Origin of the sequence: Psychrobacter sp. MES7-P7E (assembly GCF_002863645.1) — a bacterium.
Taxonomy (GTDB): domain Bacteria; phylum Pseudomonadota; class Gammaproteobacteria; order Pseudomonadales; family Moraxellaceae; genus Psychrobacter.
Genome location: NZ_PJBU01000071.1, coordinates 79,306 through 95,461, shown reverse-complemented (window position 1 = coordinate 95,461; position 16,156 = coordinate 79,306). Strand labels below are relative to the sequence as shown.

Here is a 16,156-nt window from a genome sequence, read left to right as displayed (position 1 = left end):
CGGAATTAGAGCTATTTATTTATTCAAAGAAAATTGGGGACAAGTAAATAAATTTATTTTAGAGAATTTTAGTGTATGTGGAGATGAAAATATAACCATATATCATGCTCCTGACGATGATTTAAGTTTTTATCCAAATGATAATTTGAGCGATTATAAGTACAAAAGAGTAGAAAGAGATTCTCGATATAGGTCTACTCATTACATTATCAAAGGAATTACACCTCATAGTTATAACTTTGAACTACAGACTCGCACTATATTAGATGAAGCATGGGGAGAGATTGACCACCATGTTCGATACCCAAAATTTGAACATCATCCAGAGTTAAAGCGGAAAATGTCTGTGCTAAACGGTGCAATTAGTGGATGTGAAGAACTAACTTCAAGTTTTTACAGTTATTTTAATAGTTTAGACTCCAATACTACTGATGGAGATAAGGTGCTAGATTTTGTTAATACATTGACAGAACATCCTGAACAAGAACAAATGATACAAAATATTCCTGATAATATGGATATTGTAGAAGAAAATGCAAAAATAACAGATGAAGTATGGGACAGCATAATATCTAAAGCAGCCAAATCAAGAGAAAACGAGAGAGTTTTGAAAAATAAAGGATTGTTAGATACGGATAATAAATTATCTTCGTCTTATAACAATGTGCTTGATGAATTAATAAAATACTATGGTCGTATGTTAATTCCAGAGGACAGCCATAGTTCTCTCTCGTCTTTCTTTAATAATCGAACACCTGACAAAGGTGAAAAAATTCCAAATAAGGGTGAGCAGATCATAAAATCTCTTAATGAATCGAAAGTAAAAAGTGAATGTTTAAAAAAGATAAATGTTGTTTCTAAAGATACTGATTTCACTAATGACGATTCGGATGATGATAAAAATTAGACTGTGTCTGATATTCCTCATTTCATTGATTTGTGAAGGATGGTTTGCTTCCTGTAAATTGGGGCGGATGAGAATATTTTTTTAAAGTAAACGTTGGGTGTCGCAAGCTCCACCCAACCTACAAGTTAGATATTTTTCAGACTTAAGGTAATTAACGTTTAACCTAAATAAACTCCCTTTCAACATTCATTACCCTTGCATCCACCGTACGTTCTAGCTTTTCCTCAATTTGACTGCACTGCGACTCGACCTCTCGTTTGGACAGTCCAACGATCACAAACGTCCATTCGCTCGCGTCATGCCGATCACGCTCCCCGCTTTCACATACCGCGATACTTGGCGTATTGCCAAAGCGCGCGTGCAAGCCGCCCATACGGTGGCGTTTTTCTTTTAGCGAGCCACAACCGGGCAATGAGAACGTCAACGTCAAAATAGCGATATGCATTTTATGCTCCTTATCAAAAAATTTTACAATAGCATCCAATATAATATCCGTTAATGCCTGCGCATCAGCACCTATACCCTTTATAATAGTGTATCAATACCAACCAACCTGCGTATCTCACCCATGACCTCTATCAGCTACGTAAAGCAGCAGCGCATTACTCGACTATGTGTACGCTGCGGATTACTCCTTATGCAGTATGGCGCTGAGTCTGCCGTGGTGGTGGACTTGTCCAAACGCTTGGGGCTTGCCTTGGGGATGAACAGCGTCGAGTGTTCGCTGAACTTTAACGCCATTACCTTGACGACTATTTGTGACGAACGCTGTATTACCACTACCAGAGACACGATCAATCAGAGCATCAATGTCAATCTCTTGGTACAAATCCAGCAAATCGTTAATAAGACTGAAGCCACTGTCGATCATAATGAATTGATTGACCGCACTACCCTTGCCTTTGATGAGTTAGATAAGACCGTATACCCAACGTGGCTAGTAAGCGTGTTTGTTGGTGCCTCATGTGCGGCGTTTGCTTATCTGAATGGCGGTAGTTGGTCGATTACAGCGGTGACTTTCATCGCTGGTATGGTGGCGATGTTTACTCGTATCTATCTCTCCAAGCACCACTTTAACCCTTTTATCACTGTCATTGTGACGGCATTTATCGCTTCACTGATTGGGGCGACGACCTATTATTTTGATATTGGTAACAATGCCGATATCGCTGTTGCCTCCAGTGTACTGCTATTGGTGCCCAGCTTTCCTTTGATTAACTCTTTGTCCGATATCCTAAAAGGCTATGTCAATATTGGCGTTGGGCGTGCGGTCTTTACCTATATGCTCACCTTATCCGCGTGCGTCGGTATCGTCATGGCATTGGTTTTACTTCGCATACAGCACTGGGGGTTTTAAGATGTGGTTTATTGAAACCGTCATACTGTCTTGTATCATCACCCTTGGTTGGACGCTGATGTTTAGCGTCCCCAAACGCTATATCTTGCCTTGTTTACTGATGACTGCCTTTGGCTTTGGGTTAAAGACAGCTCTCGTTTATCAGCACATTCATATCGTGGTTGCCAGCTTTTTTGGCGCGATGCTTGCCAGCTTTTTGGGTGTCTACTTTTCTAAGAAATACACTCTGCCGCCCAAAGCGCTCATCTCGCCCAGTGTCATCTGTATGATGCCTGGTATCGCTGCTTATAAGGCGATGGTCAGTATGGTACAGATTGGTTATTTCGGCTTTTCAGACGAGTTATTTAGCCAAATGATGGTGTACTTATTTGAAGCGCTGTTTGTGACCTCAGGATTGGTGCTTGGCTTGTCTATCCCTGGGCTGTTATTTTATAGACGTCGCCCTATTGTATAGATGGGTTTGAGTAGATTTAAATATCTAAATGCTAAGCTTTTCTTAACCAAGCACTGTTGAGACTCAAGCGACTCAACATACGCTAATCATAAAAAACTTGTAAGATGAATGATAAGACCCATTACAGTAGAGTCAGAAACAGCACCAATAACAACTTAATAAAGAGACCGTATTATGACCAAACATTATGACTATATCGCCATTGGCGGCGGTAGCGGCGGCATCGCCTCACTCAACCGTGCAGCAAACTATGGCAAAAAGTGCGCTATTATCGAAGCCAACCAATTGGGCGGCACGTGTGTAAATTTGGGTTGTGTACCTAAAAAGGTCATGTGGTATGGCGCGCAAGTGGCTGAAGCCATCCGTAAATATGCGCCAGACTATGGTTTTGATGTTGAGTTAAAAGGTTTTGACTTTCAAAAACTGGTACAGAGCCGCCAACAATATATCGAAAACATTCACCGCGCCTATGATAATAATTTGGCCAAAAACGGCGTCGAAGTGATCAAAGGCTTTGCTAAATTTGTCGATACCAATACCGTCGAAGTAAATGGCGAGCTGATTACCGCAGACCATATTTTGATTGCTACCGGCGGTCATCCTATTCAGCCAGATATCAAAGGCGCAGAATACGGCATCGACTCTGACGGATTTTTTGCGTTGAACCATTTACCAAAACGCGTGGCGATTGTAGGTGCAGGCTATATCGCTGTCGAGATCGCAGGCGTGTTAAACAGTCTGGGTGCCGAAGTGCATTTGTATGTACGTAAACACTCGCCACTACGTACGTTTGACCATACTATCGTAGAGACTTTGCTGATAGAAATGGAACAAGCTGGCATCAAGTTACATACCAATACGGTGATCAGTGAAGTCAATAAAAATGCTGATGACAGCCTGGATTTGACCACCAACGATGGCGGCGAAGACTGCATCGATACTGTCGACTGCTTGATTTGGGCGATTGGTCGCGCGCCATCAACAGACAATATTAATTTGCAGGTGACAGGGGTTGCGACGACTGAGACTGGTAAAATCAAAGTCGATCAGTTCCAAAATACCAATGTCGATGGTATTTATGCAGTCGGTGATATTATCGAGAACAGCGTAGATCTAACGCCTGTAGCGATTGCCGCAGGTCGCCGCTTATCTGAGCGTCTGTTTAACAATAAACCTAATGAGCACTTAGACTATACATTGATACCGACCGTGATTTTTACTCATCCGGCTATCGGTACGATTGGCCTGTCTGAAATCGACGCGGTGGAACGCTATGGCAAAGAAAATATAAAGTGTTATACCTCAAGCTTTACCGATATGTATAGCGCGGTCACTCAACATCGTCAAAAATGCACCATGAAGCTAGTATGCTTGGGCGATGATGAAAAAGTCATTGGCTTGCATGGTATTGGTTTTGGCGTCGATGAGATGATTCAAGGCTTTGCCGTTGCTATCAAAATGGGTGCGACTAAGGCTGATTTTGACAATACCGTTGCCATTCATCCAACTGGCTCGGAAGAGTTTGTGACGATGCGTTAAGCTTAATGGACAGTATTACTCTTATTCTTAGCTATTATAAAAAAGGATGCCATTTGAGCATCCTTTTTTATTGTCAGTCATGACGCAAGTATATAGCTTCGTAGGTCTAAAGCTGGCTCATTACTTTTATATCGCCCTGATAACTACTGTATTTTCCTAATCATTATTTGCATTGAAAAATTTAAAGCAAGGCATACTGACAGCGCAATCACGATGCTGTTATGATGCGATTAATACTGACCGTTGAGAGATGACTGTGTGGCAAGTGTACTTATTTATATTACCAATTGGGCTTGGCATTATGACATTAGCAGCAAGCCTATTGTTTTTGTTCGCTTATCTAATGTCGGATGATAATGCCACGCGCTTGCCAGCATTTAACTGGTTTAAGCGCTTAATTATTGTGGCATTTGTGCTGCTGAGTATTGGTCTGTTTATGACCTTTGGTCATTTTTGGGGTTGAGCGAGATAGAATATTTTTTAGTGTTTTCTATTAACTCAACCTGATTAGCTAACGACCTTTTCTAGTTCTAATAGCTCTAAATCATCACGCTTTGGCTCGCCATTATTGCCATCATTTGGAAACGGCATTTTGTTACCGTTGAACTGATAACCACGGCGCTGATAGTAAGCCAAAAGCTCAGGACGATGACTTAAGATAGACATAGTCAGACGGCTAGGCTGATTCAGTGACTGTAAATGACGATCTGCAAAGGTCTCAGCCGCTTGCAGTATCATATTACCAACACCCTTCCCTTGTAGCACAGGATGTACCGCAAACATGCCGATATAGGCTTTTTTATTTGAGGCAACATCAGTTTTGATATCGACAGCGATACAGCCAAGTATTTCACCCGTTTCTTCTCCATCACGGTCGCCTGTCGTGGTTTTCGGATAGACAAAATAATAGTGATTAGGATCATTGATTACAGCAGCAAGCTCCGCTGATGTAGTCCTGATACCACCGATCAAGTCGGCCTCATTGGTCCAGCCCGCTGTCTCGCGATAGCAGCAGTTCAATAACTGCTCAAGTGCGCCAATATCCTCTAATGTCGCTTCACGCAAAAATACCGACTCTTTATTAAAGTGATCTGTGTTTACATTGCTGTCATTTATATTATTTTCGCTCATATTATAATTTTTCCTTTTCCGTCTATGTATAGTTGCATTCAAATAATTTCGATACAAGAAAACCGAATGCAAGTTATACATTAGTATACTTAATGAGGGTGACGATGTAGCGGGTTTATGTGGATTTAGCCATATAAAAAAACTGACTTAGATCACTAAGCCAGTCTAGGGGTATGTCATTAATTAGATTGTGCGGCTTATAATGAGAAAAATTGTAGATAAACGAGGAAAAAACTGCCGTTAATATGAATATATTTGTAAGATTTCTGACAATGTTTAGCAAAATTTAGCCAGTTTCAGACCACTAAATGTATTCATATGCTAATTGATGACATGCCCCAGATACTAATAATTATTGCTTGATAGTACTAGGGCGATAATGCATGGGCGTGCTCAATAATATCAAGACCTGCATTAAGCTGCGCGCGCGTCGGTGCATGACCACGGCGTAATAACTCAGAGAAGGCAACCAACTCTTTATCACGTCCAAGCGTACTTGCCGCACTAGCTCGTGTATCCTCTCCTTCATCATCGAAATAGTATTCTATATAATCATGCGTATCTGGCGTACCGAGTAGGATATTGTGATCTGGTGTCTCGGCATGACCGCTATAGCGTAGGCTCTTGCCATATTGCATGGTCCAAAAGAAAGGAATACGCGCCTCTAATGAGTCAACACTGTCGTCATTTAATATCGCAGCTGCTGTGACCATGCCATGCTGCAGTGCCACGCGCCAATGCTCGATACGCATGCGACCCATTTGGTTGCTAGCTTTAGCGATATCACCTAGCGCGTAGACGCCATCGCGCAGCTGTAGATGCGTATCGACTTGTACACCATCTGGATCGTTAACTTCGCTCAATATCTCTGTACGTGGAGACACGCCAGTACCCAATATCACGATATCGGCATCAATATGCTCGCCATTCGCCAGCGTGACACCGCCTACATTTGAGAAAGCCTGATTATTGTTATCTCCATCCTTGTCCACTTGACGGTCAATCTTAGTGATTTCATTGACGGTTGCGTCAAACACAAAGTTGATGCCCTTCTCTTCATGCAATTTAATTAAGGAGTTACTCACCGTTTCAGAGACAATATTGCCCATCACACGGCTACCTTGCCCAACCACTGTGATAGAAGCTGTCGTGCCTGCTTGTGCTAATGCCGACGCGGTCTCCATACCGATAAAACCTGTACCAATGATTACCACCCGCTGATCATGACTGGCCGCTTTAATTAATTTGGCATCACTCATGCTGCGTAGCGTATATACACCATCCATTTCAGCACCTGTAATAGGTGGTAAGTTCGGTTTAGCGCCAGTGGCGACGACCAAGAAGTCTGCAGTCTGTCGCTCGCTGTTGCCATCATTATCCTCTATGACGACGGTCGCTTCATTGGGTAGCACTTCGCTAACCGTTTGGTTGAGGCGTAACTCAATATTGTTATTATTCACCCAGTCAACACCGCCCAATAGCAGCTTATCCTCGTCCATCTTGCCTGCCAAAAACGCTTTGGATAATAAAGGTCGGTTGTAAGGAGCTTTGTCATCTTTACTAATCAACGTAATCTTGCCGCCATAACCACCCTGACGCAACTGGTCGGCTGTCATAAATCCTGCACCGCCACCACCAACGATAATGGTATGAGTGTCAGTTAGTTTATCATTTTCGACCTGCCCCATTACCTGAGTTGAGGTATCGACTGTCAGATTATCACCATCATGAGTCAGCTCATACTGAGTCAAACCCTTTGTCGCTATCGGCTCTAATAGTGAGCCGTCACGACTATCAAAAGTCGCATGATGCCAAGGACAAACTACCCGATTGCCACAGCGTAATCCGTTACCCAAATCTGCGCCCGCATGTGGGCACTTACCATCGAATGCCCGGAACTCATCGTCATCATGAGTGATTAAAATGATACTATCGTCTTCTTGCTTATACGACTTCATACCACCGCTTGGGATATCCGCTTTACTGATGGTGACTGTGTTGATCGTTGCGTCGGTCATAATGCTTCCTTAACAGTTATAATGATGTCTAATGACAGCAGGTTGAAAATGACCGTAACCAACCAGACAAATTCAACTTATCCTATTATTTTTAATATGCTATGCATTGATAGTAGCAAGAGCGCCTCGCACACGATGTTTTTTTGTATGTTTGCTGCGTTGCAAAACGTAATTATGCGACTTTATTTTCCGCACTCCTTTTACTTCTAATCATCATTATTAAACAAAATAAAAGACGACCTTATGACTTCTCAAGACAACCAAAACGACATAACCACTACTGCTGGAGCCGGTTTAGATAGCCAAGCTGTAGCTATTGATCCAACAGCCAGTGAGCAAATTGACCTAGCTCATATTGATGTTGCCACTATTACAGATACTGCAAATTTGCCACAGCCAAGTTTGCAGCCAATACAGCAAGCGACTTATAAAGCCAATACGACTGATTTTATCGTTAATGAGCTATTGCCATTAGACTTCACTGGTGAAGGTGAGCATTTATGGCTACATATCGAAAAATCAGGCATGAATACTACTTATCTGGCGAAACTACTGTCAGAGTGGGCAGACATTCCATTACGTGATGTTGGCTACTCAGGGTTGAAAGACCGTCACGCGTTGACGACTCAGTGGTTTAGTTTGCGCATACCAAAGAAGCAATTGCCACCTACTGAGTTTGCACCAGTGGACATTGGCGAAAATGAGACTGTCACTATCCTTGCTCAGCACTGGCACAATAAAAAACTCAATCGCGGTACGCACCGTGCCAATCAGTTTGTTATTACTTTACGTGATATCCAGTTTGCGAGCGTTGGTGACAAAAATGGCGAAAATAACGCATCACCCGAGCAACTACTATCTGCAAAAGAGGCCGTCGAGCAGCACTTAACGCGCATTGGTGAAAATGGTGTACCCAATTATTTTGGTCCACAGCGTTTTGGTCGTCAGGGTAACAACGTCAGAGAAGCTTTATCACTGTTTGCTCGTCCGCCGCGAGAGCCGCGCCCACAACCAAAAAAGAGCAAACGTAAGCGTGCCCCTCGCGAGCAAAATACGATGGAATTGTCTGCTGCGCGTAGCTTGATATTTAATGAGATATTGGCAGCACGGGTACGTAATGGCAGCTGGAACACTGGCCTAGCAGGCGAGGTTTTTAATTTGGATGGTTCAGGATCGATATTCACTAGTGAGACACTAGATGATACGTTACATGCTCGTATTGATAGTGGCGATATTCACCCAACTGCCGTGCTATGGGGTACGGGTAACGATAAAGTCATCGGTAGCGCTGCAGATTTAGAGACCGAGGTAGTACAACACAGTCCACTACTTATGCAATTGGCAACTGGATTAGAGCAGCGTGATATCAAAGCGCAAAGACGAGCGCTACGCCTACCGATTGAGGCGTTAAGCTGGGAATGGTCGGACGATCAGACGCTAGTATTAAACTTTACTTTGAAGACGGGTAGCTTTGCCACAAGTGTGCTCGCAAGTTTAGTGCAGGAATTAGCGTCTTGATTGGATTAAATCGAAGCCTCAATTGGACCAATCAATAGAATATCAGCCATACCGATAATACTTATATAGTGTTAGCGGTATGGCTGTTTATTAATGGCTGATCGTTAATGACTAACAGCTTTTATAGAGCCATTGCTTACCGCCTTCTTTTTCAGCCCACATCTCATTTGCACTGACAACTTGATTGCGACCACGGTGCTTGGCTTCATATAAGGCCTTATCCGCTGTGCTAATAAGCCGCTGGCAGATATCACTAGGCAGCTTTTGCATTGAGGCTATTTGGCTTTCCGCGCGCTGAGTAGCAATTGGCTTGATAAGAGGTGACGTTCGAGCGACAGTCTTTTGCTGCGTAATCGTTTTGTAGCCTTGCGCGATACAATCTCGCTCTTCATGAGTTAAAGTATATAACCCAAAGCTTGCTGTCACATTAAAGTCAGCCAGACCTTCAATCTTCATAACATGTTCAGCAATATTGAGGCGTAATTGCTCGGCAATCATCATAGCACTATCGTGCTTCGTATCTGGTAATACAATTAAAAACTCTTCGCCGCCGTAGCGACTGATGATTGTCTTATCTGTTAATGATTGCGATAGCGTCTGCGAGATTTCAATCAGAACCTGATCACCTACATCGTGTCCATAATTATCGTTAATCTGTTTGAACCAGTCCAAATCTAACAGCATGACGCTTAAGTCTTGATATTCTCTCACCGTTGCCAAGGCATACTTCATCTTTTTCAGACCGTAGCGACGATTTTTAAGCTGAGTAAGCTCGTCCTGATTGGCGTGTCGTAAGGTCTCAAATCGACTATCATCTAATACCAACAGTAAGGCACGGAACATATAGACTATAAAAATCGCTTTTGGCAGCGCTAAATATAAATGCGTCGACCGCCAAAAAAATGCGGATGAGCGCTGTAGCTCGTTGATACTATCCCAATTTAAGACGTTGTTTTCAAAAGCCAACGCAGCAACCGCATTTTCAGCAGCCATAATCTCGTTGTAAGTTAGATAGTTATGACTTTCAAGCATGGGATGAATGACAGTCAATTGGCGTAAGTTAGGCAGACTGATACCAAAGTAAGGTGACATGATCGCTAATAGCATCAAGATAATATGCAGCCAAAACATACGCCAAGCATAGCGGCGCTTAATCAGCATCATGCCAAGCATAGCGCCGCCGACGAGCGACACGCCTGCAAACAGACTGCTATACCCTATCATCACAACAACAGTAGAAATGTAGGCGGTGTAAACCAAAACCAAAGCTATCTGCCATCTGCTTAAAACAATGTCATTATCATTGCTCGAATGAAATAAGCCTTTTACCATGCACAAAAAAAACAGTCCAACAAAGCTAATCCCAAGCCATAATGGATATAAATAATGTATGTTCACATAGGTGTTTAACGCATCTTGCTGCCACCAGACATACAAGCACCAGAACCAATGCAATGACACTTCTAACACGATAAATAAGGCCATCAGCGATGTTCGGTCAGCAGCCTGCCACTCAAAAATCATTTGAGAGATTTTGTTGTAACCTAGATGGGATATCGATACAGCCATAGAAGGGCTACCGCAGAGAGTATAAATGCATTAAAGGTGTAAATGCGTTGAATATATAAGCGCTAAAATCAGAGTGAAAGCATATTATCCGCTCTGAAATTTTCATATCAAGTGTTACAAGTTCTTGCCTTATTATCAATCTATTTTACGCATTTATTTCCCAATAATTTCTCTATGAATGCAATTTTGTTTACTTACCCATTCTTAGCCTTATTCATCATGATAAATAAGGCCCTATTGCTATTGAAAACAACCTTATTAGAAGTAACTGTAACAAGGTAAATCCTACTCACTAAGCAAGCGTTGCAAAAGACTCCCAAACCCCTTGCTGATCATCATTCAAAATAGGAACGTCGCCCAAACGTCGCCAAGGCATGTTACTACCATGAAAGTCACTACCAATAGATGCCGCAAGACCATGCTCAGCAAGGCTACGGTCGACCATTCTGCGGGTACTAATCGGCTCGCTAGTGGCTGGCAGTTCACAAGCATCGCCACCAAGCTGCGCAAACTCTTCGATCAGTTTACGCACGCGTGTCGCTGATAGTTGATATCGCGTGGGGTGTGCGAGCACCGCTTTGCCGCCGCAAGCATGAATCAGCTCGATACCATGCTGCATCGTTAACGCCTCGATTGCTACATAAGCAGGTTTGTTATCTGCTAGGTACTTATCAAAGGCTTTTTGAACGGTTTTGACCTCACCGCGCTCAAACAATACCTGTCCAATATGGGCGCGCCCGACTGCTTGTGGGTTACCGCCTGCTTTATCGAGCACTGCCTGCCATAGCTCATCATAACTAATATCTAATAGCTCACTCAATTTTTCGGCGATACGCTGACCACGAGTGGCTCGACTGTCTTGCAGTTGCTGCAGCGTTGCATGCATTTTTTCGCGATCAGTAAAGTCCAGTCCAAGTACGTGAATAATTTTATTGGTGGATTTATTCTTTCCGTAACCACCGCTTAATGTATGTTCACAACTGATCTCAACACCATTAATAATTTGCATATTGCAGGCACTGGCAGCGTCTCTTGCCTCATCAATCCCTGCCAGCGTGTCATGGTCAGTCAATGCCAACACATTGATGCCCGCTGCATGGGCACGTTGTATGACCTCGGTCGGTGCATAGGTACCATCTGAACAAGTACTGTGGCAATGTAAGTCAATTTTCATAAGCTGAGCCTTAAAGTGTTAAATAAAATAAGAGTAGAATAAAAGCTAGTGAGCAGACAGTCATTGTTACGATTATGTGCGTTGTAGTTTGTCTTGATGATTCTGTAGATTTAGCAGTTATCGTTACTGTATTCGTGTTTATATTTGGCCAGTGGCATGGTCATCAGTCGCAATAAAAAAGTATTACTCTGTAGGTCGCGTATATCGCATGATTATCGTGTTGATTGCTTTTTTTTGGTGCGGTAGACGTGTAAACTACCCCATACGTTTTTGTTGGACATACCCTTTGCTATGAAAGCATTATTAGACTTTATTCCCTTAATTGCCTTTTTTATCGCGGCGCGTTATAACGGTATTTTAGCAGCGGCAGGGGCTTTGCTCGTCGCCACTATTATCGTTTACGCCATTCATTTTATCCGTCAAAAAGGTAAGTTTGATAAGCAGCAATGGGTTGTCTTATTATTAACGATTTTATTCTGCGGCGGCACATTACTGCTGCGTGATGATATTTATCTGCGTTGGAAATCGCCCATTATCAATGGTATTTTTGCGTTGACACTATTCGTCAGTGCCGCTATTAATAAGCCATTGATGCAGCTTGCTATGAAAGAGGTATTTACCCTGACGCTTAGCGGCTGGAAAAAGCTAACCGTTGCTTGGGCATTGTTTTTTGCCCTAATGGCTGTACTACATTATATCACAGCGTTCACAATGTCAGATGAAGCATGGATCAACTTTAAGACCTATGGCTGGATTCCAATTATGCTGGTGTTTGTTGTGGCTCAATTTGCCGTGTTGAAAAAGCATCTCAACCCTGCCCTAACAGACAAAGCCACTAAATAGTTTCTGTTGCCTTGTCATAGCAGCAATCACTTTGTCGCTATGACGTTTATACTAAGCCCACATAAGCTCATCATTACTTTTTTATTATTCACTAAGGAAGTCTCATGTCTTTATTTGCAATCATTGGTCATGACGTGGCTAATAGCAGTGCACAACGTCTGATTACTCGTACTGAACATATTGAACGCCTAAAAGCACTGCATCAGCAAGGCCGTCTTGTTATCGCAGGTCCAACGCCTATCGAGCATGGCAAGAGCGATATGTCAGGCAGCTTAATCATTGCGGATTTTGATTCTATCGAAGCGGCTCAAGCTTGGGCAAACGATGAGCCTTACTTACGTGATGGCGTGTATAGTCATGTCGATATCAAACCATTTGTGCAAGCATTGCCAGCACCAACTGACAGTAACAATCAAGTAGCTGCATCGTGATCCAGAGAGTCTCTTTTTCACCTACCTGCTTCTACAAAAGTGCCCTGACTGGTCTCATGTTAGCGACAGCTGTTTCGGCGCAGGCTGCACCCACTACGCCTATAACACCTGCTGTTGATGCAACCGATCCGACAGCAATGATGCCATTGACTGGGCCAGTAGCGGCGCGTGCTTTGCCAACGAAAAACTCAGCGCTAGATATTAATGATACCTTGGCGGCACAGTTGCAACCATCTACTAAAGCATTGTCAGCTGCCAATCAAGAATTGCTCAGCCGTAATGCACAACTGCAGCGCCAAGTAAACGATTTACAGACTCAAGTAAATGTCTTGGTTTACGAAAGTAAAGGACAGTTGTTTCTATATGGTGCGTTTACCGTTTTGATTAGTCTATTAGTCGGTATTTTTGTCTCTTGGTTGGTATTTGTCCGTCGTGAGCGCTGGTAGCATATGCTGTGCTCGCACTGACTTGCATTACTCTACTTCGCTGCGTCTAACCAAATGTCGATATCATTGATCCGTCACTACTCATCGTTTAGCTACCGTTTCTGATATTTCTAAGAAGTGCCTCATGTCTACCGCTAATCATAAAAACCCTGAACACTTAAACGTTATCACGCCTGCCAAGATTGACTGGCAAACGGATGATACTGGCAATATGGTGCCAGTATCAGGTGAGTTTGGCGATGTGTATTTTTCTCATGCAGATGGTTTGGCAGAAACGCGTCACGTGTTTCTAGAGCACAATCAGTTACCAGAGCGTTTAGCACACCTTGCACCAAAGCAATGTTTTACGATTGCTGAGCTAGGCTTCGGAACTGGGCTTAATCTACTAGCAACATGGCAATTGTGGCGACAATTACGTGACACCAATCCGCAATTAGCAACGGCTCGCCTGCACTTTATTACTACTGAAAAGTTCCCTATACCGCTAGCGGATTTGACGCAGATACTTGCTTTATGGGGTGAGCGCGCGCCTGAGCTAATGGCATTTATTAAGCCACTTTTGGCTGCATATCCGCACCTGATTGCAGGCTGTCATCGTTTAAGTTTTTCTTATGATAACTTAACCGTCGATATGTGGCTTGGTGATGCAGCAGAAAGTCTAAGCAAACTGGTATTAGACCATTCTAACCAGCATACGTCTTGTATTGATGCTTGGTTTTTAGATGGTTTTGCGCCTTCTTGCAACAGTACGTTGTGGGCTGACAGTATCTTTGGACAAATGCAGCGTCTATCACGCCCTCATACGACTGCCGCTACTTACAGCTGTGCAGGTATCGTCAAGCGTGGACTAAGAGAGCATGGCTTTCACATTAAGAAAGTCAGGGGTTTTGGTCGAAAGCGAGAAATGCTCACCGCCACCATGACCGATACAGACCATATTGACGTTACTAGTGATAATAAAAATTGTGATAACGAAAGCCACGATGCGAAGCATATAACAACAGATAGCATCTTTAATCACACTGCCATCATTGGTGCAGGTGTCTCGGGTTTACTGACAGCTTGGTCGCTTGCCAATCGTGGTATTACCGTTACTTTATTAGATAAATCAGCGCCCTTGGCAGGTGCGTCAGGCAATCCTAGAGCATTACTTGCGCCCAAAATGACGCCGATTCACCATGTCGATGAGCATCTGCATACCATCGGTTACCTCCATAGCAGCAGGCTATATCGAGACCTTAATCGAACAGCCACACAGCTTAATACAGCATCAGTACTTGAACTGACTGGCGCCCTTGATTTACTCATAAAAGCCAATATTGGTACGGAACAAATTGCCGACTATCCTGATGAGATGGCGACCACCCTATCGCATGAGCAAGCACAGGTTACTAGTAGCCTAAAAGAGCAGGACTTATCAGAGAACTTGTACTTACCGCAGTCTGGTCTGGTCAATCCACAAGCATTAAAAAACACCATACTGACTCATCCGCTCATTCACTTTCAGCAGTTAGAAGTGAATGAAATCAACGAGACTGAGCAGGAAGTTCGTATCGAAGGTATTGATGGAAACCGTAACACTGTCACTATGACTGCTGATAATGTTGTCATTTGTGCGGCTTTTGAAAGTCATCAATTGGATCAGCGTATTTTTGATTGCCGTAAAATTCGTGGGCAGCTGTCTTGGTTTACCCCCTCGACGGAGCAACTAACAAAGCTACCTAAAATACCGCTTAAATATAGTGGTTACTGTGCGCGGTTCAAAGCACAGAGTGGAGATGACGAGTTAAATACTGTGGTCGCTGACGAGCCCTATTTATTGCTTGGTGCGAGTTTTATCCGCAATGACACAAGTACTGACATACGTGACGAGGAACATCATATTAGCCGAGACAAGCTCATCACTGCTATACCTGAAATGGCATCTGTCATTCCGGCAGATACGAGTCTATGGCAGGGACGATCTGGCATTCGCACCCAAACGCCTGATTACCACCCTATCGTTGGACAATTGGCAAATAGTCAGCGGAGGATATGGACAATGAGTGCGATGGGCGCAAAAGGTTATGCATTGGCACCTATTTGTGCTGAAGCATTAGCAGATATGATGCTAGGGTCATTCGCACCACTGTCAGAGACGATGCTCGCACGCCTATCACCCAATCGTATACGTCTACAGACGCCGCTTGTTTAAGAATAAATGGCTCTTGTGTAAATAACAGCAACGATTTCCATAGTTCATACTGTCTTATGATATCTTAATTTGATGTCGACTCTAATAATGAGATATACCCCATGAGCTATCACCAAACCACCCTTACTCTACCCGCCTATGCACGCGGCATTCATATCATTACTCCGAAGGTTGAAGAAGCTATTTCTCAGCTGTTACCTCATTCTGATAAGGTAGGGTTGGTTCATCTGTTTTTGCTGCATACGTCAGCCAGTCTTGCGATCAATGAAAATGCTGATCCAGATGTCAGAATAGATACAGAGGATTGGCTCAATAAAATCGCACCAGAAGATCAGCCAGAGTATCGCCATACCTTAGAAGGCTCAGACGACTTGCCAGCGCATCTCAAAAGCATGATGCTTGGAGTAAGCTTGACTATACCGCTTGTCGATGGTGAGTTAGGACTGGGCACGTGGCAAGGTATTTATTTATGTGAGCATAGAAACCTTCAAGAACATGGCGGACAACGTAAGCTGGTGATTACGGTAAATACGTAATAATATACTGTAAATAAATAGCAGGTTGACCCTTGCCAA

At 43.3% G+C, this 16,156-nt stretch carries 15 protein-coding genes and 1 pseudogene; 11 read left to right on the top strand and 5 right to left on the bottom strand.

Annotated features, from left to right (window positions below; all coding sequences use genetic code 11):
* Positions 1-907: pseudogene (locus CXF62_RS02755) on the top strand (hypothetical protein); the annotation flags it as partial.
* Between the two features lie 163 nt (positions 908-1,070).
* Here the strand turns inward: CXF62_RS02755 and CXF62_RS02750 are convergent.
* Positions 1,071-1,352 carry a DUF503 domain-containing protein gene (locus CXF62_RS02750; RefSeq protein WP_102092811.1) on the bottom strand — a complete coding sequence of 94 codons (282 nt, stop codon included), beginning with the start codon at positions 1,350-1,352 and terminating at the stop codon, positions 1,071-1,073.
* A 123-nt stretch (positions 1,353-1,475) separates the two neighbouring features.
* Between CXF62_RS02750 and CXF62_RS02745 the strand changes: the two genes are divergently transcribed.
* From CXF62_RS02745 to CXF62_RS02730, 4 genes are all read left to right on the top strand, one after another.
* On the top strand, positions 1,476-2,264 hold the full coding sequence (locus CXF62_RS02745; RefSeq protein ID WP_102092810.1) for a threonine/serine exporter family protein: 789 nt from the start codon (positions 1,476-1,478) through the stop codon (positions 2,262-2,264).
* A gap of 1 nt (position 2,265) precedes the next feature.
* On the top strand, positions 2,266-2,718 hold the full coding sequence (locus tag CXF62_RS02740; RefSeq protein WP_057761340.1) for a threonine/serine exporter family protein: 453 nt from the start codon (positions 2,266-2,268) through the stop codon (positions 2,716-2,718).
* A 174-nt stretch (positions 2,719-2,892) separates the two neighbouring features.
* On the top strand, positions 2,893-4,257 hold the full coding sequence (gene gorA, locus CXF62_RS02735) for a glutathione-disulfide reductase (protein WP_102092809.1): 1,365 nt from the start codon (positions 2,893-2,895) through the stop codon (positions 4,255-4,257).
* A 301-nt stretch (positions 4,258-4,558) separates the two neighbouring features.
* Complete coding sequence (locus tag CXF62_RS02730) at positions 4,559-4,720, top strand: hypothetical protein (protein ID WP_227670814.1); 162 nt, start codon at positions 4,559-4,561, stop codon at positions 4,718-4,720.
* 44 nt (positions 4,721-4,764) lie between these two features.
* On the opposite strand, the gene CXF62_RS02725 is transcribed toward CXF62_RS02730, so the two are convergent.
* A complete protein-coding gene (locus CXF62_RS02725; protein ID WP_102092808.1) occupies positions 4,765-5,388 on the bottom strand; it encodes a GNAT family N-acetyltransferase in 624 nt (207 codons plus the stop codon).
* Positions 5,389-5,756: 368 nt separating this feature from the next.
* A complete protein-coding gene (locus tag CXF62_RS02720) occupies positions 5,757-7,406 on the bottom strand; it encodes an FAD-dependent oxidoreductase (RefSeq protein ID WP_228153140.1) in 1,650 nt (549 codons plus the stop codon).
* A gap of 243 nt (positions 7,407-7,649) precedes the next feature.
* On the opposite strand from CXF62_RS02720, the gene truD reads away from it, so the two are divergent.
* The gene (gene truD / locus CXF62_RS02715; protein ID WP_102092806.1) at positions 7,650-8,924 is read left to right on the top strand and encodes a tRNA pseudouridine(13) synthase TruD; all 1,275 of its coding nucleotides are present in this window, start codon (positions 7,650-7,652) and stop codon (positions 8,922-8,924) included.
* A 111-nt stretch (positions 8,925-9,035) separates the two neighbouring features.
* Here the strand turns inward: truD and CXF62_RS02710 are convergent, their stop codons facing one another.
* Positions 9,036-10,493 (bottom strand): GGDEF domain-containing protein, encoded by a 1,458-nt coding sequence (locus CXF62_RS02710; RefSeq protein WP_102092805.1) that lies wholly within the window; start codon positions 10,491-10,493, stop codon positions 9,036-9,038.
* A gap of 292 nt (positions 10,494-10,785) precedes the next feature.
* Entirely contained in the window at positions 10,786-11,667 is an 882-nt protein-coding gene (locus tag CXF62_RS02705) for a PHP domain-containing protein (protein WP_102092804.1), read from the bottom strand.
* Between the two features lie 291 nt (positions 11,668-11,958).
* On the opposite strand from CXF62_RS02705, the gene ispZ reads away from it, so the two are divergent.
* From ispZ to CXF62_RS02680, 5 genes are all read left to right on the top strand, one after another.
* Positions 11,959-12,510 carry a septation protein IspZ gene (gene ispZ, locus CXF62_RS02700; protein ID WP_101205812.1) on the top strand — a complete coding sequence of 184 codons (552 nt, stop codon included), beginning with the start codon at positions 11,959-11,961 and terminating at the stop codon, positions 12,508-12,510.
* Between the two features lie 104 nt (positions 12,511-12,614).
* The gene (locus CXF62_RS02695) at positions 12,615-12,941 is read left to right on the top strand and encodes a YciI family protein (RefSeq protein WP_102092803.1); all 327 of its coding nucleotides are present in this window, start codon (positions 12,615-12,617) and stop codon (positions 12,939-12,941) included.
* A 56-nt stretch (positions 12,942-12,997) separates the two neighbouring features.
* The gene (locus tag CXF62_RS02690; RefSeq protein ID WP_102092802.1) at positions 12,998-13,387 is read left to right on the top strand and encodes an SH3 domain-containing protein; all 390 of its coding nucleotides are present in this window, start codon (positions 12,998-13,000) and stop codon (positions 13,385-13,387) included.
* A gap of 124 nt (positions 13,388-13,511) precedes the next feature.
* Positions 13,512-15,581: an FAD-dependent 5-carboxymethylaminomethyl-2-thiouridine(34) oxidoreductase MnmC1 gene (gene mnmC / locus CXF62_RS02685; protein WP_102092801.1), complete on the top strand. Its 2,070-nt coding sequence runs from the start codon at positions 13,512-13,514 to the stop codon at positions 15,579-15,581.
* 101 nt (positions 15,582-15,682) lie between these two features.
* Complete coding sequence (locus tag CXF62_RS02680) at positions 15,683-16,117, top strand: secondary thiamine-phosphate synthase enzyme YjbQ (protein WP_102092800.1); 435 nt, start codon at positions 15,683-15,685, stop codon at positions 16,115-16,117.
* The last annotated feature ends 39 nt before the right edge of the window (positions 16,118-16,156 follow it).

Bases quoted from the DNA above. Each gene is read 5' to 3' on its own strand.
- CXF62_RS02750 (WP_102092811.1), bottom strand. From the start codon at position 1,352: ATGCATATCGCTATTTTGACGTTGACGTTCTCATTGCCCGGTTGTGGC.
- CXF62_RS02745 (WP_102092810.1), top strand. From the start codon at position 1,476: ATGACCTCTATCAGCTACGTAAAGCAGCAGCGCATTACTCGACTATGT.
- CXF62_RS02740 (WP_057761340.1), top strand. From the start codon at position 2,266: ATGTGGTTTATTGAAACCGTCATACTGTCTTGTATCATCACCCTTGGT.
- gorA (WP_102092809.1), top strand. From the start codon at position 2,893: ATGACCAAACATTATGACTATATCGCCATTGGCGGCGGTAGCGGCGGC.
- CXF62_RS02730 (WP_227670814.1), top strand. From the start codon at position 4,559: ATGACATTAGCAGCAAGCCTATTGTTTTTGTTCGCTTATCTAATGTCG.
- CXF62_RS02725 (WP_102092808.1), bottom strand. From the start codon at position 5,388: ATGAGCGAAAATAATATAAATGACAGCAATGTAAACACAGATCACTTT.
- CXF62_RS02720 (WP_228153140.1), bottom strand. From the start codon at position 7,406: ATGACCGACGCAACGATCAACACAGTCACCATCAGTAAAGCGGATATC.
- truD (WP_102092806.1), top strand. From the start codon at position 7,650: ATGACTTCTCAAGACAACCAAAACGACATAACCACTACTGCTGGAGCC.
- CXF62_RS02710 (WP_102092805.1), bottom strand. From the start codon at position 10,493: ATGGCTGTATCGATATCCCATCTAGGTTACAACAAAATCTCTCAAATG.
- CXF62_RS02705 (WP_102092804.1), bottom strand. From the start codon at position 11,667: ATGAAAATTGACTTACATTGCCACAGTACTTGTTCAGATGGTACCTAT.
- ispZ (WP_101205812.1), top strand. From the start codon at position 11,959: ATGAAAGCATTATTAGACTTTATTCCCTTAATTGCCTTTTTTATCGCG.
- CXF62_RS02695 (WP_102092803.1), top strand. From the start codon at position 12,615: ATGTCTTTATTTGCAATCATTGGTCATGACGTGGCTAATAGCAGTGCA.
- CXF62_RS02690 (WP_102092802.1), top strand. From the start codon at position 12,998: ATGTTAGCGACAGCTGTTTCGGCGCAGGCTGCACCCACTACGCCTATA.
- mnmC (WP_102092801.1), top strand. From the start codon at position 13,512: ATGTCTACCGCTAATCATAAAAACCCTGAACACTTAAACGTTATCACG.
- CXF62_RS02680 (WP_102092800.1), top strand. From the start codon at position 15,683: ATGAGCTATCACCAAACCACCCTTACTCTACCCGCCTATGCACGCGGC.